Origin of the sequence: Kitasatospora sp. NPDC056273, from assembly GCF_042268845.1 — a bacterium.
In the GTDB taxonomy this organism is placed as follows: domain Bacteria; phylum Actinomycetota; class Actinomycetes; order Streptomycetales; family Streptomycetaceae; genus Kitasatospora.
This window is the reverse complement of sequence record NZ_JBHJSJ010000002.1, coordinates 276,804-298,945: the sequence shown is the minus strand read 5'-3', so window position 1 is coordinate 298,945 and position 22,142 is coordinate 276,804. Positions and strand designations below refer to the sequence as shown.

Below are 22,142 nucleotides of genomic sequence, written 5' to 3'. Positions count from 1 at the left end.
GTCGACGCGCGGAGCGGGCGCCCGCTACGGGCGGGACCACAGGTTGCGGGCGGCGAGCAGCGGGAGCACGCCCTCGCCGAACCAGTACGCCTCCTCCAGGTGCGGCATCCCGCTCAGCACGAACTCGTCGACGCCCAGCCCGTGGTACTCGCAGATCAGGTCCGCGACCTCCCGGTGGCTGCCCACCAGCGCCGTGCCGGCGCCGCCGCGCAGCAGCCCGATGCCGGCCCACAGTCCGGGGTACACCTCCAGCCGCTGCGCCGAGCCGCCGTGCAGCGCGAGCATCCGCCGCTGGCCCTCCGACTCGCTCCGGGCGAGCGCCCGCTGGGTCTCCCGCACCCGCTCCGGGTCCATCGCGGCGAGCAGCCGTTCGGTCTCCGCCCAGGCCTGGGCGGCGGTGTCCCGGGTGATCACGTGCAGCCGGATGCCGAACCGTACGGTCCGGCCCCGGGCGGCGGCCAGGCTGCGGATCCAGCGGATCTTCTCCCGGACCTGGGCGGGCGGTTCGCCCCAGGTCAGGTAGACGTCCGCGTGCTCGGCGGCGACGTCGCCGGCGGCCGGGGAGGAGCCGCCGAAGTACACCGCCGGGACCGGGTCCGGCAGCCGGTTCAGCCGCGCCCCCTCGACCCGCAGGTGCGGCCCGTGGTGGTCGACCGTCTCCCCCGCCCAGAGCCGCCGGGTGATGCCCAGGAACTCCCCGGTCCGCGCGTACCGGGCGTCCTTGTCCAGGAAGTCCCCGTAGGCGCGCTGCTCGGCGGACTCCCCGCCGGTCACCACGTTGAGCAGCAGCCGCCCGCCGGACTGCCGCTGGTAGGTGGCGGCCATCTGCGCGGCCAGCGTCGGGCTGATCTGCCCGGGCCGGAACGCCACCAGGTACTTCAGCCGCTCGGTCACCTGGCTGAGCATCGCGGTGGTCAGCCAGGCGTCCTCGCACCAGGCCCCGGTCGGCGTCAGCACCCCCTCGAAGCCCAACTGCTCGGCGCTGCGGGCGATCTGGCCGAGGTAGCCGACGCTCGGCGGCCGGTCCGAGCCGGCCGTGCCGGGCGTGGAGCCGTGCCCGCCGCCGACGATCAGCCGGCTGTCGCCGTTGGTGGGGAGGAACCAGTGGAAGGTGAGAGCCATGGACGGACACACTCCTGGGGCCGGTACTGCCTGCGGTCGGTTGACGGAACCCGCCGACCGCGACACCCGTCCGCCCACACCCGCCCCAGGTCCACGTGCAGACGGCGCACGAGGAGGGGGCGGTCCGGAGCAGTCATGGCCCGATTCTCCGGGACCGCCCCACCCCGATCAAGACCCGGCCGGAACCGGCTCGCTACCGCGCCGTCCAGCCGGTCCAGCTGCCGTTGGTGTCCCTGGCCCGGGACCAGGTCCGGCCGTCGGCGCCGGGCACGTCGATGCGGAAGGCGCCGCCCATGGTCGCCGCGGTGATCTCGACCTTGCCGGCCATGGTGCCGCCGAGGGACTTCCAGTCGGTCAGCTTGGTGGAGTTGGCGATGGTCGACCGGGTGTACACCGCGTGGTTGGTGCCGATCACCAGGATCAGGCGGGTGCCGTCCCGGAAGTCGAAGAAGGTCGCCCCGCTGCCGTAGCTGCCGCCGCAGTAGAACGTGCCGCCGAACAGTCGGTCGCTGCAGGTCGTGACACCCGGCACGGGGGTGCTCCCGGAACCGGCCGGCTCGACGGCGAGGTTCTGCACCGTCCCCGGCCCGGCCGGCTTGCCCGGCGTGATCGGCACGCCCGGCCTGGGAGCGCCCGGCACCGTGGTCGGCGCACCCGGCGAGGGAACGCCCGGCACCGTGATCGGCACGCCCGGCGTGGTGGCGGTGGTCCCGCCGGCGGCCGAGGCGGGAGCCGCAGCCGCGGCCAGCCCGATGCCCGCGAGGGCGGCGGCGGAGACGAGGGCCGCCTGGATCTTCTTCATGAACGCTCCTGAGTGAACGGTTCGGGCCGCGGGCGGCGACCGGTCGGCGCGCGAGCGCTTCCCGGCGCCCGCCCGTCGGGCCCTCTCCGGTAGCAACGGGAGCCCCGCTCGGCCGAGTTCAACGGCTGGTCCGCCGATTTCGCGGAGCCGACCGGAACGCCGCCGGGCCTCCCCTCACATGGAGGGGAGGCCCGGCGGACTGCTCAGGAGACGCGGCGGATCAGACCTGGCCGGCCTTCTCCAGGGCCTCGCAGCAGGTGTTGATCAGGAGCCGGGTGACGACGTAGGGGTCGACGTTGGCGTTCGGGCGACGGTCCTCGATGTAGCCCTTCTTGTCCACCTCGACCTGCCACGGGATGCGCACCGAGGCGCCGCGGTCGGAGACGCCGTAGCTGTAGACGTTCCACGGGGCGGTCTCGTGCTTGCCCGTGAGGCGCGACTGGATGTCGTGGCCGTACTGGTTGACGTGCTCCAGCACCTTCTCCTGCGAGGTGCCGAGCGACTCGCAGGCGGTGATGATGGCGTCGTAGCCCTCGCGCATCGCCTTGGTGGAGAAGTTGGTGTGGGCGCCCGCACCGTTCCAGTCACCGCGGGCCGGCTTGGCGTCGAGGGTGGCGTCGATGCCGAACTCCTCGGCGGTGCGGTACAGCAGGTAGCGGGCGATCCACATGTCGTCCGAGACGGTCAGCGCGTCGACCGGGCCGATCTGGAACTCCCACTGGCCGGGCATGACCTCGGCGTTGATGCCGCAGATGGCCAGGCCGGCGTCGATGCAGCGGTCCAGGTGCAGCTCGACGATCTCGCGGCCGAAGACCTCCTCGGCGCCGACGCCGCAGTAGTAGCCGCCCTGCGGGGCCGGGAAGCCGCCCTCCGGGAAGCCGAGCGGGCGGGAGCCCTTGAAGAAGGTGTACTCCTGCTCGATGCCGAAGATCGACTCCTGCGAGGCGTACTTCTCGGCGACCTCGCGCAGCAGGGCGCGGGTGTTGGAGACGTGCGGGGTGCCGTCCGTCTCCAGGACCTCGCAGAGGACCAGGATGTTGTCGCCGCCGCGGATCGGGTCCGGCGTCACCCGCACCGGGTCCAGCACGCGGTCCGAGGCGTGGCCCTCGGCCTGGTTGGTCGAGGAACCGTCGAAGCCCCAGGTCGGGATCTTGTCGGCGTTGGGCAGGACGCGAGTCTTGGAACGGAGCTTCGCGGTCGGCTTGGTGCCGTCGATCCAGATGTACTCGGCCTTGATTGCCACTGCGTGTCCCTCGCATTGCTGGGTGGTGGGTGCCCGCGTAGCGTCGCAAGCCGCCGTTTCCCGGTTGTTCCTCTTGTGTAACGCGCAGGTGAACCAACCGTCCGCATTGGCACGGTCACGGTGCGGGAGTGCCGGGGGCGACACTCCCGCCGTTCCGGGTGCCATGAGTGATGACGCGAGTACGTTCAGTGACGACGCATGATCAGCGCCACCCCGTGGTCAGCGGAGCCACACGGTCAGTACCGGCGGACGGTCAGTGCCGGCGGGCGTGCGCGGCGCGACGGCGCCGGGTGGCCCACAGCGCGGCCGCCCCGCCCGCGACCAGGGCCGCGGCCCCCGCGGCCAGCGGGCCGGTGGCGCTGCTGCCGCCGGTGGCGGCCAGCTTCTCCGACTTCTCCGGCTTCTCCACCGCGGCCTGCGGAACGGGGGTGCGCGAGGCGGTGGTGTCGGCGACCGGCTCGACGGCGGGCGCGCTGGTGGGCGCGGCACTCTGGGTGGCCGGGCCGGACGGGGTGGCCGCCGGCCCGGAGGGCTTCTCGCAGCTCACCGAGGCGACGGTGACCTTCCCGGTGACCTTGGCGACGTTCAGGTTGAGCGGGTTCACCTCCACCTGCACCTCCAGGGCGGAGGCGGCGGCGGTGGTCGTGGTGACGGTCTTCTTGGAGAACTCCACCGAGACGCTGCCGACCAGCGGCACGTCCACCTTGGTCGGCCCGTACAGGCCGACGGTGATCGGCTTGCCGAGCACGCTGAGCTTGAGCGGCGCGACCACGTCGGCGGTGGGCTGCCCGTCCACCGGACAGCTGGCCTCGGCGCTCATCGCCTCCAGGCCGAGCAGCGCGGTGGCGGGCAGGCCGGGGGCGTGCACGTCGGCGTTGACCAGCTTGACGGAGGCGGTGGCGCCCTTGGCGTCGACGCGGGTGACCGACTTGCCGACGTCCGCCTTGACCAGGGTGACGGGGCCCGTCTGGTCCACCCCGGCCACCGTGGCGGTCAGGATCGAGCCGTCGCGCTGCGCCGGCGACTCCACCTTGTTCAGCGCGATGTTCACCGGGACGTCCACCGCCTTGTTCAACAGGCTGACGTCCAGGTCGAGTTCGGCGGTGACGGCGCGCGCCTTACCGGGCGACGACGGGGCGGGCTCGGCCGCCTGGACGGGCGCGGCGGTGAGCAGTGAGCTCGCCACCACGGCGGTGGCCGCGGCGGCGGAAACGATTCGGCGAGCGGACGAGCGAGCGGACGGGCGCGAAGACGAGGCCGAAGACGGGCGAGAAGACAAGGCGGTACCCCCACACAGATGAAACGATGAGCCGCCAGTCTTCTCGAACAATCCGTCACATGAGTAACACAGAACGTCATTTCACCCGTTGGAGTGAGATTGGCGTTCTGCGCTGACCCATCTCTGCTACGGCAGCCGCCAGTCCACCGGCTGCGCCCCCTGCCGCACCAGCAGCTCGTTGGCCCGGCTGAACGGCCGCGAGCCGAAGAAGCCGCGGTCGGCCGACATCGGGCTGGGGTGCACCGACTCCACCGACGGGACGTTGCCCAGCAGCGGCCGCAGGTTGCGGGCGTCGCTCCCCCACAGGATCGCCACCAGCGGGCCGCCGCGCGCCACCAGCGCCCGGATCGCCTGCTCGGTGACCGCCTCCCAGCCCTTGCCCCGGTGCCCGCCGCTCTTGCGCGGCTGGACGGTGAGCACCCGGTTGAGCAGCAGCACGCCCTGGTTCGTCCACGGGGTGAGGTCCCCGTTGGACGGCTCCGGCAGGCCCAGGTCGGTGCCGTACTCCCGGTAGATGTTGATCAGGCTCGCCGGGATCGGCCGCACCTCCGGCGCCACCGAGAAGCTGAGCCCGACGGCGTGGCCGGGGGTCGGGTACGGGTCCTGCCCGACGATCAGCACCCGCACGTCGGCGAAGGGCTGCTGGAAGGCGCGCAGCACGTTCGGGCCGGAGGGCAGGTAGGTACGGCCTGCGGTCAGCTCGGAGCGCAGGAAGTCGCCCATCGCGGCGACCCTTCCGGCGACGGGTTCCAGGGCGGTGGCCCAGCCGGGCTCGACGATCTCGTTCAGTGGACGCGGTGCCATGGTCGCCACCCTATCGGCCTACACCGACACGGCTTTCAGCGGATGATCATGTGATCGAGAGGGCCCGGCGGGCCGGCCCGGGGCCGGCGGCACCCCCGCCCAGACACCCTCCCCGGCCCCGCGGCGGAACCCCCGGCGCGGCTACCCGACCGGCCGCCCCCGCAGCACCACCAGCCGCGGGTCCGCGAGCACCCGGACGTCCGCCCGCGGGTCCTGCGCGTACACCACGAAGTCCGCCGGCGCGCCCTCCTCCAGCCCCGGCCGCCCCAGCCACGCGCGCGCTCCCCAGCTCGCCGCCGACAGCGCCTCGGCCGGGCTCAGCCCCGCCTTCACCAGCTCCGCCACCTCCTCCGCGACCAGCCCGTGCGCCAGCGAGCCGCCCGCGTCGGTGCCGACGAACACCGGGATGCCCGCGTCGTGCGCGGCGCCCACCGTGGCGTAGCGGCGCTCGTGCAGCCGCCGCATGTGCGCCGACCAGGCCGGGAACTTGGCCTCGCCGCCGGCCGCGAGGTCCGGGAAGGTGGCGATGTTGACCAGGGTCGGCACGATCGCCACCCCGCGCTCGGCGAAGACCGGGATCAGCTCCTCGGTCAGGCCGGTGGCGTGCTCGACGCAGTCGATCCCGGCCGCCAGCAGGTCCGGCAGCGACTCGGCGGAGAAGCAGTGCGCGGTGACCCGGGCGCCCTCCTCGTGCGCCGCCGCGATCGCCTCGGCCAGCGCGTCGCCGGGCCAGCAGGCGGCGAGGTCGCCGCGGTCGCGGTCGATCCAGTCGCCGACCAGCTTCACCCAGCCGTCCCCGCGCCGGGCCTCGGCCCGGACGTAGGCGGCCAGGTCGCCGGGCTCGATCTCGTGCGCGTAGTTGCGGATGTAGCGGCGGGTGCGGGCGATGTGCCGCCCGGCCCGGATGATCCGGGGCAGGTCCTCGCGGTCGTCGATCCACCGGGTGTCGGCGGCCGAGCCGGCGTCGCGGATCAGCAGGGTGCCGGCGTCCCGGTCGGTGAGCGCCTGCTTCTCGCTGGTCTCTGCGTCCACCGCGCCGTGCGCGTCCAGGCCGACGTGGCAGTGCGCGTCCACCAGGCCGGGCAGCACCCAGCCGGTCACCGTCCGGACGTCCCCGGCGGTCGGCGGGCGGGTGAAGCTCACCCGGCCGTCCACCACCCAGAGTTCGTCCCGGACGTCCTGCGGACCGACCAGCACCCGACCCCGCACGTGCAGCACCGCGCCATCGCTCATGGCCGCACTCTACCGACGGGCGGGTTCCGTGTAAGCAGTCACAATGCGGCAGACTCGTTTCCGCACCCCCACCCCGCACGACCCCCGCGCGGCCCCCGCGCGACTCCCGCGAAACCCCGCGAAAGGCGATACCGACGTGAGCCCCTTCCTCGACCTGCCCCCGCTCAGCGCCGCCGAGTTCGCGGCGATCGAGGACCAGGTGGCCGCCCTGCTGCACACCGGGGCCGACGTGATCGTCACCCAGGGCGAGGCGCTGCTCCCCCTGGAGGCCGCGATCCGCGGCGCCGCGCACCCCGGCTCGACCGCCCTCAACGTCGTCACCGGCCCGTACGGGCAGACCTTCGGCAACTGGCTGCGCTCCTGCGGAGCGAAGGTCGTCGACCTGGCCGTGCCCTTCGACAGCGCGGTGAGCGCCGAGCAGGTCGCCGCGGCCCTGGAGGCGAACCCGGAGATCGACTTCGTCTCCCTGGTGCACGCCGAGGCCGCCACCGGCAACACCAACCCGGTCGCCGAGATCGGCGCCGTGGTCCGCGAGCACGGCGCGCTGCTGATGCTCGACGCGGTGGCCTCCGTCGCCGCCGAGCCCGTGCTCACCGACGAGTGGGGCGTCGACCTGTGCGTCATCGGCGGCCAGAAGGCGATGGGCGGCCCGGCCGGCGTCTCCGCCGTGTCCGTCTCCGAGCGCGCCTGGGCGCGGATCGCCGCCAACCCGGCCGCCCCGCGCCGCTCCTACCTCTCGCTGCTGGACTGGAAGGAGCGCTGGACCGACGCCGGCCGCGCCGTACTGCCGCACGCCCCGGCCCAGTTGGAGATGCTCGCGCTCGGCGCCTGCCTGGACCGGATCGCCGCCGACGGCCTGCCCGCCGTGATCGCCCGGCACCGCGCCGCCTCGGCCGCCACCCGGGCCGGCGTCCGCGCGCTCGGCACCCTGGCCCCGTACGTCGTCGAGGACGCCCACGCGGCCCCGGTCGCCACCACCCTGCGCACCCCGGACGGCGTCGACGCGACCGCCCTCGCCGCCCGCCTCGACCCGGCCCTGCCGGTCCAGCCGGGCGGCGGCGCGCTGGCCGGTTCGATGCTGCGGGTCAACCACTACGGGCGGGCCGCCTCGCTGGACACCGTCCGCGCCTGCCTCACCGGCCTCGCCGCCGCCACCTCGGCCGACCCGGCGCCCGCCCTGGCCGCCGCCGTACCCGGCCGTCAGTGCCCGTTGACGTCCACCACCTCGACGCCGCGGATGTTCCGCTCGATCTCCTCCGCCGGCAGTGCGATCGCCAGCGCCCAGTAGTAGACGACCAGCGAGAACACCACCACGACGGCGATGTCCCACCACAGCGGCAGGTTCCCCTGCGCGCCCGCGCCGAAGGTGCCCTGCCAGGAGACCACGCCCATGCCGAGCAGGTAGACCGGCAGCCACTGCCCGGCCCGGAAGTCCATCCGGGGCGCGTTCGGCATCCCCTTCGAGCGCGCGTACCAGGAGTACCCGCCGAGCAGCAGGTAGCCGATCACGATCGCCAGGCCGAGCCGCCACAGGGTGTCCCAGCCGGACCAGTAGATGACCAGGCTCGCCACCACGAAGGCCAGCGGCGAGACCACCGTGCCGCCGGGCAGGTGGTACGAGCGCTCCATCCCCGGCAGCCGCTTGCGCAGCACCCCGAAGGCCAGCGGGGCGCCCGCGTACATCAGCACCACCGCCGAGGTGATGAAGCCGACCAGCCGCTGCCAGCTCGGGAAGGGCAGGAAGCAGATCACCCCGGCCACCCAGGCGATCAGCAGGCCGAGCCAGGGCACCGCGCGCTTGTCGGTGGACTGCAGCGCCTGCGGGGCGTAGCCGTTGCGGCTCAGGCCGTAGGTGACCCGCGAGCTGGAGGTGATGTAGACCAGCCCGGTGCCGGCCGGTGAGACGACCGCGTCGATGAACAGCACGGTGGCCAGCCAGCCCAGGCCGATCAGGGTCGCCAGGCCGGCGAACGGTCCGCTGATCCCGGGGTAGTCGAGCGTGGTCCAGCCCTTGGCGAAGGTCTCCGGCGGCAGCGCGCCGATGAACACCACCTGGAGCATCACGTAGACGACCGTGCCGATCACCACCGAGCCGAGCACGGCGCGCGGGATGTCCCGGCGCGGGTTGCGGCTCTCGCCCGCCCACTGGATGGCCTGCTCGAAGCCGAGCAGCGCGAAGATCACCCCGCTGCTGCTGATCGCGGCGAGCACGCCCTTGGCCCCGTCCGGGGCGAAGCCGTGGACGGTGAAGTTGGAGCCGTGGAACTCGGTGAGGCCGAGCGTGACGATGGTCAGCACCGGGATGGCGACCTTCCACACGGTCGCCGCGCTGTTGGTGTGCGCGAGCAGCCGCACGCCGAGGAAGTTGACCGCGACGAAGACCCCGAGCAGCAGGGCCGCGACGACGAACCCCCAGCCGGTCAGCGTCAGGTCCTTGTTCAGCAGGCCGTCCGCCCAGCTCCAGTGCTGGGCGTAGTTGATCATCGCCTGCACCTCGATCGGCGCGATGGTCGCGGCCTGCAGCCAGGTGAACCAGCCGAAGGACATCCCGGCGAACCCGCCGAAGGCGTAGTGCGGGTAGCGCGCCGTGCCGCCCGCCACCGGGAACAGCCCGCCCAGCTCGGCGTGCACCAGCGCCAGCAGGATGATCGCCACCGCGCCGACGCCCCAGGACACCAGCGCCGCGGGCCCGGCCGCCACCGCGGCCTTCTGCGCCCCGAACAGCCAGCCGGAGCCGATGATCGCCCCGACCGAGGCCCAGAGCAGTCCGATGACGCCGACCTCGCGCCGCAGCGCGGTGTGCCCCGAGCCGGGCGGATTGGAGGAGGAATGGGCCATTGCTCGCACCTCTCATATATCGGGACAAATCCACCCCGACAGTGCCGCAGCCCCCACCCCTCCCCCACCGAAACGCGCGGCGCCCCGCACCCCCTCACCCGAACAGCCCGCCGGGACGGCCCACCGGGCACAGTTCCCGTGGCGTTCACCCGCCGGGCACGTGGAACTCACCGAGGGCGGGCAGGCTCCCGGCAGGGCTGAAGTTGGCTATACAACTTCAGCCGACACGACAGCCGTAGTGCCGCCGAGGAGACGACCGATGACCGAGCTGCCGCCGTACTGGCTGCGCGACAACTGCCCGTGCGCCGAGTGCCGGGACCCGCGCAACGGACAGAAGCTGTTCCAGATCCACGAGCTGCCGCCGGACCTGGCGGTCGCCGCGAGCACGGAGGCCGACGGGCACCTGGAGGTGCTCTGGTCGGACGGGCACCGGTCGCGGTACCCGCGGGAGCGGCTGGACGGGACGGACGAGGGCGACGGGCGCACCGAGCGGGGCAAGCGGCTCTGGACGGCGGCGGACTTCGCGCCCGGCCTCCCCGGGGCGTCGTGGGAGGCCTACCTGACCGACCCGGCCGAGCAGGCCGCGGTGCTGGCCGCCGTACGGGACAGCGGCTTCGCCGTGCTGCGCGGGGTGCCGACCGTCGAGCGGCAGGTGCTGCGGGTGGCGGAGAGCTTCGGGTACGTGCGGGTCACCAACTACGGGGAGCTGTTCGACGTCCGGGTCGAACCGTCTCCCAACAACCTCGCCTTCACCAGCGTCGCCATCGCCCCGCACACCGACAACCCGTACCGGGACCCGGTGCCGACCCTCCAGCTGCTGCACTGCCTGGAGAACTCGGCGACCGGCGGCGACTCCGGACTGGTGGACGGCTTCAAGGCCGCGGCGGTCCTCCGGGAGGAGGCGCCGGAGGCCTTCGAGGTCCTCACCCGCACGCCTGTCCCGTTCGTCTTCCGCGACCGCCGCACCGAGCTCCGGGCCGACCGCCCGCTGATCGACCTGGACCCGAAGGGGCGGATCCGCGAGGTCCGGTTCAACAACCGCTCGACCGGCACCCTGCGCGGATCGGGCCTGGACGCCTTCTACGCCGCCTACCGCCGCTTCGCCGAGATCACCCTGCGCCCCGAGCTCCAGCTCACCTTCCGCCTCGGCCCCGGCGACTGCCTGGTCTTCGACAACACCCGCCTGCTGCACGCCCGGACGGCCTTCCAGCAGGACGGCCACCGGCACCTCCAGGGCTGCTACGCCGACCTCGACTCGCTCTCCTCCACCCTCGCCGTGCTGCGCCGCCGCGCCGCCGCCCTGGACACGATCGCCGCACTGTTCGCCGGCGAGGGCGCCGCGGAGTACCTGGGCGAGGAGGTCACCATGGCCGAGCACATGCTCCAGGCCGCCGCTGCCGCCGAGGCGGCCGGGGCACCCGACCACCTGGTCGCCGCCGCGCTGCTGCACGACGTCGGCCACTTCCACGGTGCCCTGCACGGAACGGATCTGATGCAGGGTCAGGACAACCGCCACAGCGACTCCGGGGCCGACTGGCTGGCGGGCTGGTTCGGCCCAGAGGTCACCGAGCCGGTCCGACTGCACGTGGCCGCCAAGCGCTACCTGTGCGCGGTCGAGCCCGGCTACCGGGAGAAGCTCTCCGCGGCCTCCGAGTACACCCTGACCGTCCAGGGCGGCCCGATGGACGAGCAGCAGGCCGCCGCCTTCGCCGAACTCCCGGGCGCGCGGGACGCGGTGGCGGTGCGGCGCTGGGACGAGCAGGCGAAGGAGGCCGGCGCCCCGACGCCCGGCTTCGCGCACTACCGCCCGCTGCTCGCCGCGCTCATGCGGTAACCGAAGGGGCTCAGTCCAGCTCCCGCGCGTGCCGCGAAAGCGCCGACGTGGCCAGGGAGTTGTGCACGCTGAACGCCACCGTCCCGGGCAGGTAGCGGTCCTGGGACCACTCCACCGGCGTGCCCGTCGGGTCGGTCGTGCGGCGCCGCTCGCGCAGCAGCGGACCGCCCCGGCGGCAGCCGAGCAGCCGGGCGTCCTCACCGTTGGCCGGGACGATGTCGATGGTGTGGTCGGCGTCGGTGAACAGGATGCCGTGCTCGCGCAGCACTTCGGTGTGCGAGACCACGTCCGGCGGCAGCTCGGCGACGATCTCGCCGACCCGCGGCGGGTAGACGGTGCGCTCGACCATCACCGGCGTGCCGGACAGCGTCCGCAGCCGGACGATGACGTACACCTCGGCGCCCTGCTCCAGGCGCAGTTGCTCGCGCTCGGCGGCGTCGGCCGGGCGGCGCACCAGCGAGTCGAGGATGCCGCCGGGCTCCTCGCCCATCGAGTACGCCCAGTGCGTGAAGCTGAGCAGTTCGGAGAAGCTCTGCACCCGGGCGCCGCCGAGGACCACCCGGCGGGTGCCGCGGCGGGAGGTGACCAGTCCGTCGGAGCGCAGCACCGCGAGCGCCTGGCGGACGGTGCCGCGGGAGACGCCGTACTGCTCGGCCAGCGCGCCCTCGGCGGGCAGCCGGCCGGCCTCGCCGTACGCGCCGGTGGTGATCGCCTCGCGCAGGTCGGCGGCCACCTTCCGGTACAGCGCGCCGGGGCGCTCCGCCGGGGGTTCCCCGGCCGCCGAGGGGGCTCCGGCCGCCGGGCTCCCGTCCGCGGCCGGGGGGCCCTCGGGGCGCTGGGGCTCAGTTGCCACGTCAGTCAATGTCCCTCCTGGGGCGGTGTCCTGCGCAGCCGTACCGGCGCGGACAGCCCGACCTTACTCCGCTGCGCCTTCGAAGCATCGCACCGAACGGATCACGCTCCGATGGCCGGATTCCACCGTTCCCGCACCCGACCCCGGCGCTGGGCCGTCCGTTCACCTTCCCGTCACCGGACTCCGGCGTACTTACTGCCGTCAGCGAAGTTGGCTAGTCAACTCGGACGACGTCGATCGATCGCTCACCCCGGTCGGCCCGCCGCCCTCCGCAAGGCCTCGCGAACCTTCGCAAGGCTTCACGAACCTTCGCAGGCCGTCCCAGGCCTTCGCGATCCTTCGCGAGACGCCAGCCCGCGGAACCCCCCGCGAGCGCCCTCGCAGTACGCCCCCTTAACAGGAGACTTCCCCGTGACCGTGCACCGCGCCCGCGCCGCCGCCTTCGCGGCCGTCCTGACCGCCGCCGCGCTCTCCCTCACCGCCTGCGGCTCCGCCGGTTCGAGCGCCAAGTCCGGCGACGCCGCCCAGGGCGGCGCCAAGGACGCCAAGACGGCCACCTCCGCCGCCGACTTCGGCGGCATGGACGGCCTGATCGCCGCCGCCAAGAAGGAGGGCAAGCTGCACGTCATCACGCTGCCCCGGGACTGGGCGAACTACGGCAAGATCATCGACAGCTTCAAGGCCAAGTACGGCATCGAGGTCGAGGAGGAGAACCCGGACGGCTCCAGCCAGGACGAGATCAACGCGATCAACTCCCGCAAGGGCCAGGACCGCGCTCCCGACGTGGTCGACCTGGGCAGCGCCTTCGCCCTCCAGGCGGTCAAGGACGGCATCCTCGCCCCCTACAAGGTCGCCACCTTCGACAAGGTGCCGGACACCATGAAGGACGCGAACGGCGCCGCCGTCAACGACTACGGCGGCTACGTCTCCATCGGCTGCGACGCCAAGAAGATCGCCAACTGCCCGAAGACCTTCGCGGACCTGCTCAAGCCGGAGTACAAGGGCCAGGTCGCCCTCAACGGCAACCCGACCAAGTCCGGCTCCGCCTTCGGCGGCGTCTACGCGGCCGCGCTCGCCAACGGCGGTTCGCTGGACAACATCCAGCCCGGCATCGACTTCTTCGGCAAGCTGAAGCAGTCCGGCAACTTCAACCCGGTCGAGTCGACCCCGGCCACCGTCGAGAAGGGCGAGACCCCGATCTCGATCGACTGGTCCTACCTGAACGCCGGCTACACCGACGAGTTCAAGGACAAGGGCGTCGACTGGAAGGTCTCCATCCCGACCGACGGCTCCTACGCCCAGTTCTACAACCAGGCCGTCAACAAGTGGGCCCCGCACCCGGCGGCCGCCCGCCTGTGGCAGGAGTACCTGTTCAGCACCGAGGGCCAGAACCTCTTCCTCGGCGGCTACGCCACCCCGTCCACCTTCGAGGCCCTGAAGAAGGACGGCACCCTGGACGCCGCCGGCGCCGCCAAGCTGCCCGCCGTCGAGAAGCCGTTCACCACCTTCCCGACCGTCGACCAGATCAACGCGGCCAAGAAGGTCGTCACCGAGAACTGGACCAAGGCGATCGCGGGCTGACACCCAGGCCACGTACCGCACTTCGGGCTGAGAAAAGGCACTCATGACCACGGCTCCCACCCCGGTGCCGACCACCCCCGCCGCCACCTCCCCCGGTGGCGGCGCGGGGGCGTCCGCCACCGCCACGACCACCTCCCCCACCACCACCGCGCCCGGCCCGCGGCGCCGGCCGCTCGCCCGCCTCGGCGGCGCGTCCTGGCTGGCGGCCGTGCCGCTGCTGCTGTTCTTCCTGATCGGCTTCGGCCTTCCCGCCGTCGCCATCGTGATCGGCGCGTTCACCACCTCCAGCGACGCGGAGTCCGGCGCCGGGCAGTTCACCTTCGACAACCTGACGGCCTCCGTCCAGGGCGGCTACCAGACGGCCATGCTGAGCAGCCTCAAGCTCTCCGCGCTGACCGCGCTGCTCGCCACCGTCCTCGGCCTGCCGCTCGCCCAGGCCGTCGTCACCTCCCGGCGCGGCTGGCTGCGCCAGGCGGTGCTCACCGCCTCCGGCGTGCTCGCCAACTTCGGCGGCCTGCCGCTCGCCTTCGCGTTCGTCGCCACCCTCGGCAACGCCGGCGAGATCACCAAGCTGCTGCACCTCACCGACCACGGCTGGTCGCTGTACTCGTTCACCGGCCTGACCGTCGTCTACCTGTACTTCCTCGTCCCGCTGATGGTGCTCACCATCACCCCGGCCCTGGACGGCCTGCGGACCCAGTGGCGCGAGGCGGCCCAGAACAACCGGGCCACCACCGTCCAGTACTGGCTCCACGTCGCCCTGCCGATCCTGCTGCCCTCCCTGCTCGGCGGCTTCGTGCTGCTCTTCGGCAGCGCCTTCGCCGCCTACGCGACGGCCGCCGCCATGGTCGGCGCGACCGTCCCGCTGGTCAGCCGCTCGATCGCGGACGCGCTCTCCGGCAACGTGCTGGTCGGCCAGGGCAACCTCGCCCTCGCCCTCAGCCTCAACATGATCTTCGTGGCCGTCCTGGTGATGGCCGTGTACCTCCCCCTCCAGCGCCGGAGCGCCCGATGGCTCAGCTGACCACCCCCGCCCGCCCCGGCCGACGCACCGTCCGCTGGTGGCGCGGAGCCGTGCTGCTGCTCGCCGGCGTCTACTTCGTCGTCCCGCTCGCGGCCTCCTTCTGGTTCTCGATCGACGACCCCCAGGGCATCTCCTTCGCGGCCTACACCGGGCTGCTCTCCGCCCCCGGCTTCCTGGACAGCCTCTGGCTGACCCTCGGCCTCGCCGTCGTGACCGTCGTGGTGCTGCTGCTCCTGCTCGTCCCGGCGCTGATCTCCGTGCGGCTCGGCTCGCCGAAGCTGCGCCCGGTGCTCGACGTGCTCTGCACCCTGCCGCTGGTCGTCCCGCCGGTCGCGCTGACCGCCGGACTGATCGGCGTGCTCCGCTGGGGCCCGGACTACCTGATGGACACCCCGTTCTTCCAGACCTTCGTGTTCATCCAGGACCCGGACTTCCCGCTGGTGCTGGTCATCGCCTACGTGCTGATGGCCCTGCCGCTCGCCTACCGCGCCCTGGACGCCGGCCTGCGCTCGATGGACGTGCGCACCCTGGTCGAGGCCGCCCGCAACTGCGGCGCGAGCTGGCCGCGCGCGGTGTTCACCGTCGTCCTGCCCAACCTGCGCGGGGCGCTGCTGAACGCCTCCTTCCTCACCCTGGCCCTGGTGCTCGGCGAGTTCACCACCGCCTCGATCCTCGGCTTCCAGCCCTTCCCGGTCTGGATCTACTCGGTCGGCAACAGCCAGGCCCACATGTCGGTCGCGGTCTCCATCCTGAGCCTGCTGCTCACCTGGCTGCTGCTGCTCCTGCTGGCCACCGCCGGGCGCGAGCGCCGCGCCAAGACCGCCACCTCCTGAAACCCCCCGGAGTCACCAGTCATGACCACGGCCACCGCCATCGCCGCCGACGCCCCGCTCGCCTCCGGCAGCGCCACCGTCGAATTCCGTTCCCTGCGCCGCGCGTTCGGCGCCACCACCGCCCTCGACGGCCTGGACCTGACCGTCCGCCCGGGCGAGCTGCTCGCCCTGCTCGGCCCGTCCGGCTGCGGCAAGACCACCGCGCTGCGCATCCTGGCCGGCTTCGAGCAGCACGACTCCGGCGAGGTGCTGGTCGACGGCCAGGACATCACCGCGATCCCCGCGCACAAGCGCGACGCGGGCATGGTGTTCCAGTCCTACAGCCTCTTCCCGCACCTGACCGCGCTGGACAACGTCGCCTTCGGGCTGCGGATGCGCGGCACCGGCAAGGCCGAGCGCCGCAAGCGGGCCCTGGAGCTGCTGGAGCTGGTCGGCCTGCCGCACCGCGCCGACCACTACCCGCACCAGATGTCCGGCGGCCAGCAGCAGCGCATCGCGCTCGCCCGCGCGCTCGCCCTCCAGCCGCGCGTCCTGCTGCTGGACGAGCCGCTGTCCGCGCTGGACGCCAAGGTCCGCCTCCAGCTGCGCGAGGAGATCCGCCGCCTCCAGCAGGAGCTGGGCATCACCACCCTGTTCGTCACCCACGACCAGGAGGAGGCGCTGTCGATGGCCGACCGGGTCGCGGTGCTGCGGGCCGGACGGCTGGAGCAGTGCGCCGCCCCGTCCGAGCTGTACGGCCGGCCGGCCACCGCCTTCGTCGCCGAGTTCGTCGGCACCATGAGCCGCATCCCGTGCACCCGCACCTCGGACGGCGTCGAGGTGCTCGGCCGCCGGCACGCGGTGGACGGCGCGGTCCCGGCCGACGGCGAGCTCCAGGTGCTGGTCCGCCCGGAGAACGTCACCCTGACCCCGGCCGAGGACGGCCCCGCGCTGGTGGTCACCGCCTCCTTCCTGGGCGCCGTCACCCGGCTCACCGTCCGCCTGGACGACGGCACCGAGGTCAAGGCCGACCTGCCCACCGAGGCCGCCGCCGCACTGCCGGCCGGCGCCCGGGCCGCGCTCACCCTGCCGGAGCGCCCGGTGCTGGTGGACCGCCGCGCCGCCTGAGAGCCTCGTACCTCCCCGCTCCGCCCGACGACGTACCGGCGGAGCACCGAAGAAGCGCCGACGAAGCGCCGGAGAACCACCGAAGGTACCGCCATGCCTGACACCGCCATGCCCGCGTCCAACGCGCTGCCCGCCGCCGTCCTGTTCGACATGGACGGCACCCTGGTCGACACCGAGCAGCTGTGGTGGCAGACCGCCGCCGAGATCGCCGAGGAACTGCGCCACCCGCTCACCGACCAGGACGCCCCCGAGGTGCTCGGCCAGGCCGTCGAGCACACCGCCGCCCACCTGCACGCGGTCAGCGGCACCGCCCTGAGCGAGGCCGAACTCGCCGCCCGGCTCGGCGAGTCCTTCGCCGCCAAGGTCGCCGCCGAGACGGTGCCGCGCCCCGGCGCGCTCGCCCTGCTGGCCGCGCTGCGCGACGCGGGGGTGCCGACCGCGCTGGTCTCCGCCTCCCCGCGCCGGGTGGTGGACCTGGTGCTGTCCGCCATCGGCCGGGACTGGTTCGCCGTCACCCTGGCCGCCGAGGACACCCCGCGCACCAAGCCCGCGCCCGACCCGTACCTCGCCGCCGCCGAACGGCTCGGCCTGGACCCGGCCGACTGCCTCGCCGTCGAGGACACCCCGACCGGGGTCGCCTCCGCCACCGCGGCCGGCTGCGCCGTGCTCGCCGTGCCGTCCACCCCGGTGCCGATGCCGCGGGGCGAGCGGATCACCCTGCTCGCCAGCCTGGAGCAGGCCGACCTCGCCCTGCTCGGGAAGCTCGCCGGCGCCGGCGCGGTTCGACCCTGACATGCCCTATCTCCTGCTCGCCCTGGCCATCATCAGCGAGGTCTGCGCCACCAGCTGCCTCAAGCTCACCGAGGGGTTCACCCGGCTCTGGCCGAGCCTCGGCGTCGGTGTCGGCTACGCGCTCTCCTTCCTGCTGCTCGGCCGCGCGCTCAAGCACATACCGGTCTCGGTCGCCTACGCGGTCTGGTCCGGGGCCGGCACCGCGGCAGTCGCCGGGATCGGGGTGGTCGCCTTCGGCGAGTCGCTCGGGCGGCTCCAGTGGCTGGGGATCGCGCTGGTGATCGTCGGGGTGGTCGTGCTCAACCTCAGGGGCGGGCACTCCTGACGCCGTTTCCGACGCCATTTCTGACGCTCAGTCAATTCTGAATTCGCTGGTCAACTCCCCTGCCGGGGCGGGAAGTCGGACGTGCCGACGACCCGCCCCGGACGCTTCGCTACGGTGTCCCCCATGACGGACCCCCGCCCACACCACTACCGCTTCGTCCACCGCGAGCTGGCCCGCCAGGTGCTGGAGTTCGGCCCGCGCGTGGCCACCCCGACCCCGGACGGCGGCAGCCTGCTGCCCGTCGTCACCCAGATCTGGGACGACCTCGGCAGCACCCTGCCGCCCGAGGACCGCCTGCCCGACCACGGCCTCGACTGCCGCCACCTGTCGGTCGACGGCCACCACATGCTGCTGGTCACCCTGCCCGCCCCGGTCGGCGCCACCGAGGCCCACTTCGTCGCCGCCGTCCAGCCGGGCGGCGCCAGGACCGTCCGCTACGTGACCCTGGAGCACGCGTTCAGCCCCTTCGACGGCAGCCCCGGCACCGTCCTCGGCGAGTGGACCGCCGAGAGCCACCTCAACCACGGCCCGGGGCCCTCCCCCGTCGCCGAGCTGTTCGTCACGGCCGTGGTGCGGCTCGTCACCCCGAAGAAGCGCGGCTTCTGGCGCCGCTGAGAACGACCGTACGTATACACCTCGAAGCTGGGCCGCCGACGTCAAGAAGGCGTCGACGGCCCGTAAAGGTCCCGTAACGACCGCCTCCGGTTACGACCGTGACGATCTCTCCCCGGTCGGCTGGAGCTATGCTCGCCCGGTCCGACAATCGACGCATCGGGGGGCGAAAGTGTCCGACTTCAAAGTCAGTACCGAATTCCTCGCAAAACTGGCCCAAGACCTCAAAGGCTGTGCCGACGAACTCGACCAGGGCCTCAAGGCCTTCGAGGCGGCCGGCCACACCGGCACCGGCTTCGACTTCCTGGACGAGGCCTGCGGGCACTTCAAGGACAAGTGGCAGTTCGGCCTGAAGAAGGTCCGCGAGTGCGTCAAGGCCCTGGACGAGGGCCTTGAGCAGGTGCAGAAGAACTACGACGGCACCGAGCAGAGCATCGTCAAGGTCCTCGCCCCGGCGGGGCAGTCGTGAGCGCCCCCACGCCGGCGCCCGACTGGTCCGGCCTCGGCTTCAACCCCACGCCCGGCGACTCCGCCGCCGTCACCGCGCTCAGCACCAGCCTGCGCCGGGTCGGCCAACACCTGAGCGGTGTGCACACCACGCTCTCCCAGATCTCCAACAACGAGGGCCAGTGGACGGGTGAGGCCGCCAAGAAGTTCTCCGAGCAGTTCGGCAAGCTCCCCGGCTACCTCCAGGACGCCGCCGACTCGATCACCTCGGCCTACACGGCGCTCGACGTCTGGTACAAGGCGCTGACCGAACACCAGCCCAAGGCCGCCGAGTTGGCCGCCTCCGCGGTCGCCGCCAAGAAGAAGAAGGAGGAGGCGGACAAGGCCCACAGCGCCGCGGCCGCCGCCCCCGACCTCCAACTGGCCGGCCGCTCCTACCCCGACGACGCCAGCCTCGCCGCCGCGGAGCAGCGCTACAACACGGCGAAGAACCACCTGGACTCCGCCGCCAGTCTGCTCACCAGCGCCTCCAACGAGCTGGCCGGCCTCCAGAAGCAGGCCCACGAGCTCGCCGGGACCCACAAGTCGGACGCCCAGAAGACGGCCGAGGCCGTCCGCAAGGCCGCCGACAGCAAGGCCCCGCCGGAGCCGGGCATGCTCAGCAAGATCGGCGACTGGTTCAGCAAGCACGGCGGGGACCTCCTGACGGTGGCCTCCGGCATCTGCGGCGTCGCGGCCATCTTCTGCCCCGCGTTCGCCCTGCCCGCCATCCTGCTGAGCGTCGGCGCGGCGGGCCTGCACGCCAAGCAGTACGGCATCAAGGGCCTGATGCCGACCAGCTGGGACAACCTCGGCAACGACCTCACCCTGGCCGGCGACCTCCTCGGGGCCCTGCCCGGAGGCGCCCTCCTCAAGGGCGGGGTCACCGCGTTCCGGGGCGCCCGCGCCGCCGAGGGCGGGGCCAAGGCCGTGAGCGCCGGCGCCAAGGAGATCCGCGTCGCCGCCCGGGCGATGGACCCAGCCAGCCCGATCTTCACCACCGCGATCGAGAAGCCCGCCATGAAGCTCGGGCTCTCCAAGGCCGCCGCGATGAACGTCTCCGACGGCGTGCAGGCGGCCAGCGGGGTCGCGCTGACGGCCCCCACCGCGGCCGGCCTCTTCACCGACAGCCCGAGCCCGGGGCTGGGCGCCGCGATCAACTACACCACCGGCGGCGGCACCGCGCTCAACGGCGCCGGCGGCGCCATCGGCGGCAGCGGCAAGGGCCGGATCCTGCCCGCCCTGCTCGGCGGCGGCAGCGCGATCGTCACCGGTGTCTGGGGAGTGGGACATGACTGATACGACCATGCCGTCCGTCTGGCTCTCCCTGCCCGAGGGGTTCACGGACATCGACCTGGCCGAGGACCCGGGCGACCGGATGAGCCGGATCGTGGACGGGCTCGACGGGCTCACCGACGCCGGTCCGGAGCAGAAGCTCGGCATCGCCGTCTCCGCCGAGCTCGCCCTCCAGGCACAGCTGCGCGAGGGTGCGGTGCACGTCTCCAACTGCCTGGTGCAGACCGAGGAGGGCGAGATCGTCCAGGGCGTGTTCAGCCTGTACCTGCGCGAGCAGGAGCAGGGCGCCCCGGGCGGCTACCCCCAGCGCGTCGCCCGGGAGCTCGCGACCGCCTGGCCGGACGCCGACATCGAGGTCCTCGACTTCCCGCTCGGCCGGGCCGCCGTGACCGTCCGCGACCTGGCCGTGCCCGTCTCCGGGACGGCCTACGGCCTACCGGGATCGGGCATCACCACCGTCCGCCAGCTGGAGGCCCTGTTCGCGCACCCGTGGAGCCCCCACGTGCTCGCCGTCGTCTTCTCCACCCAGCACCTGGACTACTGGGACGGCTGGTCGGTCCTGGTGGGCGCCGCCATCAGCGGGATCTCCTTCTACCCCCCGCTGAACGAGACGTCGAACGCCCTGCCGCCCGAGCGGCAGGACAACATCCGGAAGGCCTTCGGGTGACGACCACCCAGCCCGACCAGGGCACCACCCGGAGCGGGCCCCGCCGACTCGGCGGGGCCCTGGCCCTCATCGCCGTCACCACGGCGGTGCTCGTCGGCGTCATCGCGCTGGACGTCTACGTCAACTCGTTCCTCGCCGCGGTGGTGGGGCTCGCCTACCCGCTGATCGTGCTGTACGCGTTCGCCGTGCGCCGCGACGCCGACAGCAACCCCCGGTTCCAGAAGAACATGGTCGCCTGGGGCCTGGGCATCTCCGTCGTCGGCTTCGTCGCGTACCTGGCCGGTACCGAGGCCTGGGCGAACCTGATCCTGGGTTCGGGGCGGACCGTGCAGGCCGTGGTCGTCGACGAGAAGGTCACCGACGCGCTCCACGGCACCGGGCGGGCGTACAGCCTGGCCTCCACGGAGCTGAACGACGACGTGCCGGGCGGCCCGCTCACGGAGAGCTCCCCCCGGTTCAAGCGCGGCCAGGTGATCACCGTCCGGATGGACCCGGCCGGGCGGGTCGCCCCCAAGCTCCCCGGCGAGGCCGACTCCTCCGCCTACCTGCTGGCGTTCCTCGGCTGCAACGTCCTGATCGACGGCACCCTGCTCTGGTCGGTGCGCCGGCCGAAGGAGTCGTCCGCCTGAGCCGGCCGGTCGCCTGAGCCCACCGTTCCGCCCCGGGCCGCCGCCCGGGGCGGAACGCCGCATCAGCCCAGCAGCGCGGGCAGTTCGGCGATCGAGCCGAGGACGTGGGTGGCGCCGTCGGCCCGCAGCCGGGCCTCGTCGTGGGCGCCGGTGAGGACGCCCGCGACGACCGGGGCGCCGGCCCGGGTGCCGGTCAGCATGTCGTAGCCGGTGTCGCCGGCGACGGCGATCTGGCGGACCGAGTCGGTGCCGGTGCGCAGCAGGGCGGTGAGCGCGAGGTCGGGGTACGGGCGGCCGCGGCCGGCCTCGGCGGGGCAGAGGGTCAGGTCGGCGACGGACCGCCAGCCGAGGGCGTCCAGGATGCGGTCCTGGGTGGCCCGGGAGAAGCCGGTGGTGAGGACCACCTTGCGGCCCTGGCCGCGCAGTTCGGCGATGGCCTCGGCGGCGCCGGGCAGGGCGGCGCAGTGCCCGGCGTCGACCAGGTCGTGGTAGGCGGCCTCGAAGGCGGTGTTGGCCCGCTGGGCCTTCTCCTCCGCGCCGAACAGGTGCCGGAAGACGGAGATCTTGGACTCGCCCATGGTGGCCCGGACGTGGGCCAGCATCGGGTCGAACTCCGGGCTGCCGGCCTCGACACCGAGCGCCGCGGCGGCCGCGGTGAAGGCCTGCTCGACGAGGCCGTCGTCGGCCACGGTGGTGCCGGCCATGTCGAGCACGACCAGGCGAATGTCGGCGGTCACAGCGGTATCGGTCACAGCGGTGTTGCTCACAGCGGTGTTGCTCAC

General features: G+C 73.1%; 22 protein-coding genes. 13 read left to right on the top strand and 9 right to left on the bottom strand.

Annotated elements, in window-relative coordinates; genetic code table 11:
* Positions 1-24: 24 nt before the first annotated feature.
* The 6 genes from ACFCY1_RS02900 to ACFCY1_RS02875 all read right to left on the bottom strand — a co-directional run bounded on the left by ACFCY1_RS02900 (position 25) and on the right by ACFCY1_RS02875 (position 6,483).
* Complete coding sequence (locus ACFCY1_RS02900; RefSeq protein WP_375873269.1) at positions 25-1,122, bottom strand: LLM class flavin-dependent oxidoreductase; 1,098 nt, start codon at positions 1,120-1,122, stop codon at positions 25-27.
* A gap of 193 nt (positions 1,123-1,315) precedes the next feature.
* A complete protein-coding gene (locus ACFCY1_RS02895) occupies positions 1,316-1,924 on the bottom strand; it encodes a hypothetical protein (RefSeq protein ID WP_375873268.1) in 609 nt (202 codons plus the stop codon).
* A 220-nt stretch (positions 1,925-2,144) separates the two neighbouring features.
* Positions 2,145-3,167, bottom strand: a complete 1,023-nt coding sequence (glnII, locus tag ACFCY1_RS02890; RefSeq protein ID WP_049656664.1) for a glutamine synthetase — start codon at positions 3,165-3,167, stop codon at positions 2,145-2,147.
* A gap of 253 nt (positions 3,168-3,420) precedes the next feature.
* The gene (locus ACFCY1_RS02885; RefSeq protein WP_375873267.1) at positions 3,421-4,446 is read right to left on the bottom strand and encodes an SCO1860 family LAETG-anchored protein; all 1,026 of its coding nucleotides are present in this window, start codon (positions 4,444-4,446) and stop codon (positions 3,421-3,423) included.
* Positions 4,447-4,572: 126 nt separating this feature from the next.
* Positions 4,573-5,250 (bottom strand): uracil-DNA glycosylase, encoded by a 678-nt coding sequence (locus tag ACFCY1_RS02880; protein ID WP_049659571.1) that lies wholly within the window; start codon positions 5,248-5,250, stop codon positions 4,573-4,575.
* A 141-nt stretch (positions 5,251-5,391) separates the two neighbouring features.
* Complete coding sequence (locus ACFCY1_RS02875; protein ID WP_074001643.1) at positions 5,392-6,483, bottom strand: amidohydrolase family protein; 1,092 nt, start codon at positions 6,481-6,483, stop codon at positions 5,392-5,394.
* A gap of 136 nt (positions 6,484-6,619) precedes the next feature.
* Here ACFCY1_RS02875 and ACFCY1_RS02870 point away from each other — a divergent pair, with 136 nt between their 5' ends.
* Complete coding sequence (locus tag ACFCY1_RS02870; protein WP_375873266.1) at positions 6,620-7,771, top strand: pyridoxal-phosphate-dependent aminotransferase family protein; 1,152 nt, start codon at positions 6,620-6,622, stop codon at positions 7,769-7,771.
* Here ACFCY1_RS02870 and ACFCY1_RS02865 read toward each other — a convergent pair.
* Positions 7,684-9,321 carry an APC family permease gene (locus ACFCY1_RS02865; protein ID WP_375873265.1) on the bottom strand — a complete coding sequence of 546 codons (1,638 nt, stop codon included), beginning with the start codon at positions 9,319-9,321 and terminating at the stop codon, positions 7,684-7,686. The two genes, ACFCY1_RS02870 and ACFCY1_RS02865, sit on opposite strands and share 88 nt — an antisense overlap.
* 259 nt (positions 9,322-9,580) lie before the next feature.
* On the opposite strand from ACFCY1_RS02865, the gene ACFCY1_RS02860 reads away from it, so the two are divergent.
* Complete coding sequence (locus ACFCY1_RS02860; protein ID WP_375873264.1) at positions 9,581-11,155, top strand: phosphonate degradation HD-domain oxygenase; 1,575 nt, start codon at positions 9,581-9,583, stop codon at positions 11,153-11,155.
* 10 nt (positions 11,156-11,165) lie between these two features.
* On the opposite strand, the gene ACFCY1_RS02855 is transcribed toward ACFCY1_RS02860, so the two are convergent.
* Positions 11,166-12,008, bottom strand: coding sequence for a GntR family transcriptional regulator (locus ACFCY1_RS02855; RefSeq protein ID WP_234348617.1), 843 nt, complete (start codon positions 12,006-12,008; stop codon positions 11,166-11,168).
* 411 nt (positions 12,009-12,419) lie between these two features.
* Here ACFCY1_RS02855 and ACFCY1_RS02850 point away from each other — a divergent pair, with 411 nt between their 5' ends.
* From ACFCY1_RS02850 to ACFCY1_RS02800, 11 genes are all read left to right on the top strand, one after another.
* The gene (locus tag ACFCY1_RS02850; RefSeq protein WP_117490008.1) at positions 12,420-13,589 is read left to right on the top strand and encodes an ABC transporter substrate-binding protein; all 1,170 of its coding nucleotides are present in this window, start codon (positions 12,420-12,422) and stop codon (positions 13,587-13,589) included.
* A 43-nt stretch (positions 13,590-13,632) separates the two neighbouring features.
* Entirely contained in the window at positions 13,633-14,613 is a 981-nt protein-coding gene (locus tag ACFCY1_RS02845) for an ABC transporter permease subunit (RefSeq protein ID WP_074001649.1), read from the top strand.
* Complete coding sequence (locus ACFCY1_RS02840; RefSeq protein WP_049654281.1) at positions 14,601-15,446, top strand: ABC transporter permease; 846 nt, start codon at positions 14,601-14,603, stop codon at positions 15,444-15,446. The genes ACFCY1_RS02845 and ACFCY1_RS02840 overlap by 13 nt, the downstream gene beginning before the upstream one ends.
* Before the next feature lie 21 nt (positions 15,447-15,467).
* On the top strand, positions 15,468-16,553 hold the full coding sequence (locus ACFCY1_RS02835) for an ABC transporter ATP-binding protein (RefSeq protein ID WP_375873263.1): 1,086 nt from the start codon (positions 15,468-15,470) through the stop codon (positions 16,551-16,553).
* 93 nt (positions 16,554-16,646) lie between these two features.
* Positions 16,647-17,345, top strand: coding sequence for an HAD family phosphatase (locus ACFCY1_RS02830; protein ID WP_241852793.1), 699 nt, complete (start codon positions 16,647-16,649; stop codon positions 17,343-17,345).
* A gap of 1 nt (position 17,346) precedes the next feature.
* Entirely contained in the window at positions 17,347-17,670 is a 324-nt protein-coding gene (locus tag ACFCY1_RS02825) for a multidrug efflux SMR transporter (RefSeq protein ID WP_117490004.1), read from the top strand.
* A gap of 123 nt (positions 17,671-17,793) precedes the next feature.
* Positions 17,794-18,285: a hypothetical protein gene (locus ACFCY1_RS02820; RefSeq protein ID WP_074001651.1), complete on the top strand. Its 492-nt coding sequence runs from the start codon at positions 17,794-17,796 to the stop codon at positions 18,283-18,285.
* A 169-nt stretch (positions 18,286-18,454) separates the two neighbouring features.
* Positions 18,455-18,751 (top strand): hypothetical protein, encoded by a 297-nt coding sequence (locus ACFCY1_RS02815; RefSeq protein WP_049654274.1) that lies wholly within the window; start codon positions 18,455-18,457, stop codon positions 18,749-18,751.
* Positions 18,748-20,067 carry a putative T7SS-secreted protein gene (locus tag ACFCY1_RS02810; protein ID WP_375873262.1) on the top strand — a complete coding sequence of 440 codons (1,320 nt, stop codon included), beginning with the start codon at positions 18,748-18,750 and terminating at the stop codon, positions 20,065-20,067. Before ACFCY1_RS02815 ends, ACFCY1_RS02810 begins: the two co-directional genes overlap by 4 nt.
* The gene (locus ACFCY1_RS02805; protein ID WP_375873261.1) at positions 20,060-20,731 is read left to right on the top strand and encodes a hypothetical protein; all 672 of its coding nucleotides are present in this window, start codon (positions 20,060-20,062) and stop codon (positions 20,729-20,731) included. Before ACFCY1_RS02810 ends, ACFCY1_RS02805 begins: the two co-directional genes overlap by 8 nt.
* Complete coding sequence (locus ACFCY1_RS02800; protein ID WP_375873260.1) at positions 20,728-21,360, top strand: hypothetical protein; 633 nt, start codon at positions 20,728-20,730, stop codon at positions 21,358-21,360. Before ACFCY1_RS02805 ends, ACFCY1_RS02800 begins: the two co-directional genes overlap by 4 nt.
* Positions 21,361-21,422: 62 nt before the next feature.
* On the opposite strand, the gene ACFCY1_RS02795 is transcribed toward ACFCY1_RS02800, so the two are convergent.
* On the bottom strand, positions 21,423-22,142 hold the full coding sequence (locus ACFCY1_RS02795; RefSeq protein ID WP_274538672.1) for a phosphonatase-like hydrolase: 720 nt from the start codon (positions 22,140-22,142) through the stop codon (positions 21,423-21,425).

Coding starts and splice junctions, on each gene's coding strand:
- ACFCY1_RS02900 (WP_375873269.1), bottom strand. CDS start 1,122: ATGGCTCTCACCTTCCACTGGTTCCTCCCCACCAACGGCGACAGCCGG.
- ACFCY1_RS02895 (WP_375873268.1), bottom strand. CDS start 1,924: ATGAAGAAGATCCAGGCGGCCCTCGTCTCCGCCGCCGCCCTCGCGGGC.
- ACFCY1_RS02880 (WP_049659571.1), bottom strand. CDS start 5,250: ATGGCACCGCGTCCACTGAACGAGATCGTCGAGCCCGGCTGGGCCACC.
- ACFCY1_RS02875 (WP_074001643.1), bottom strand. CDS start 6,483: ATGAGCGATGGCGCGGTGCTGCACGTGCGGGGTCGGGTGCTGGTCGGT.
- ACFCY1_RS02865 (WP_375873265.1), bottom strand. CDS start 9,321: ATGGCCCATTCCTCCTCCAATCCGCCCGGCTCGGGGCACACCGCGCTG.
- ACFCY1_RS02860 (WP_375873264.1), top strand. CDS start 9,581: ATGACCGAGCTGCCGCCGTACTGGCTGCGCGACAACTGCCCGTGCGCC.
- ACFCY1_RS02845 (WP_074001649.1), top strand. CDS start 13,633: ATGACCACGGCTCCCACCCCGGTGCCGACCACCCCCGCCGCCACCTCC.
- ACFCY1_RS02840 (WP_049654281.1), top strand. CDS start 14,601: ATGGCTCAGCTGACCACCCCCGCCCGCCCCGGCCGACGCACCGTCCGC.
- ACFCY1_RS02835 (WP_375873263.1), top strand. CDS start 15,468: ATGACCACGGCCACCGCCATCGCCGCCGACGCCCCGCTCGCCTCCGGC.
- ACFCY1_RS02830 (WP_241852793.1), top strand. CDS start 16,647: ATGCCTGACACCGCCATGCCCGCGTCCAACGCGCTGCCCGCCGCCGTC.
- ACFCY1_RS02825 (WP_117490004.1), top strand. CDS start 17,347: ATGCCCTATCTCCTGCTCGCCCTGGCCATCATCAGCGAGGTCTGCGCC.
- ACFCY1_RS02820 (WP_074001651.1), top strand. CDS start 17,794: ATGACGGACCCCCGCCCACACCACTACCGCTTCGTCCACCGCGAGCTG.
- ACFCY1_RS02805 (WP_375873261.1), top strand. CDS start 20,060: ATGACTGATACGACCATGCCGTCCGTCTGGCTCTCCCTGCCCGAGGGG.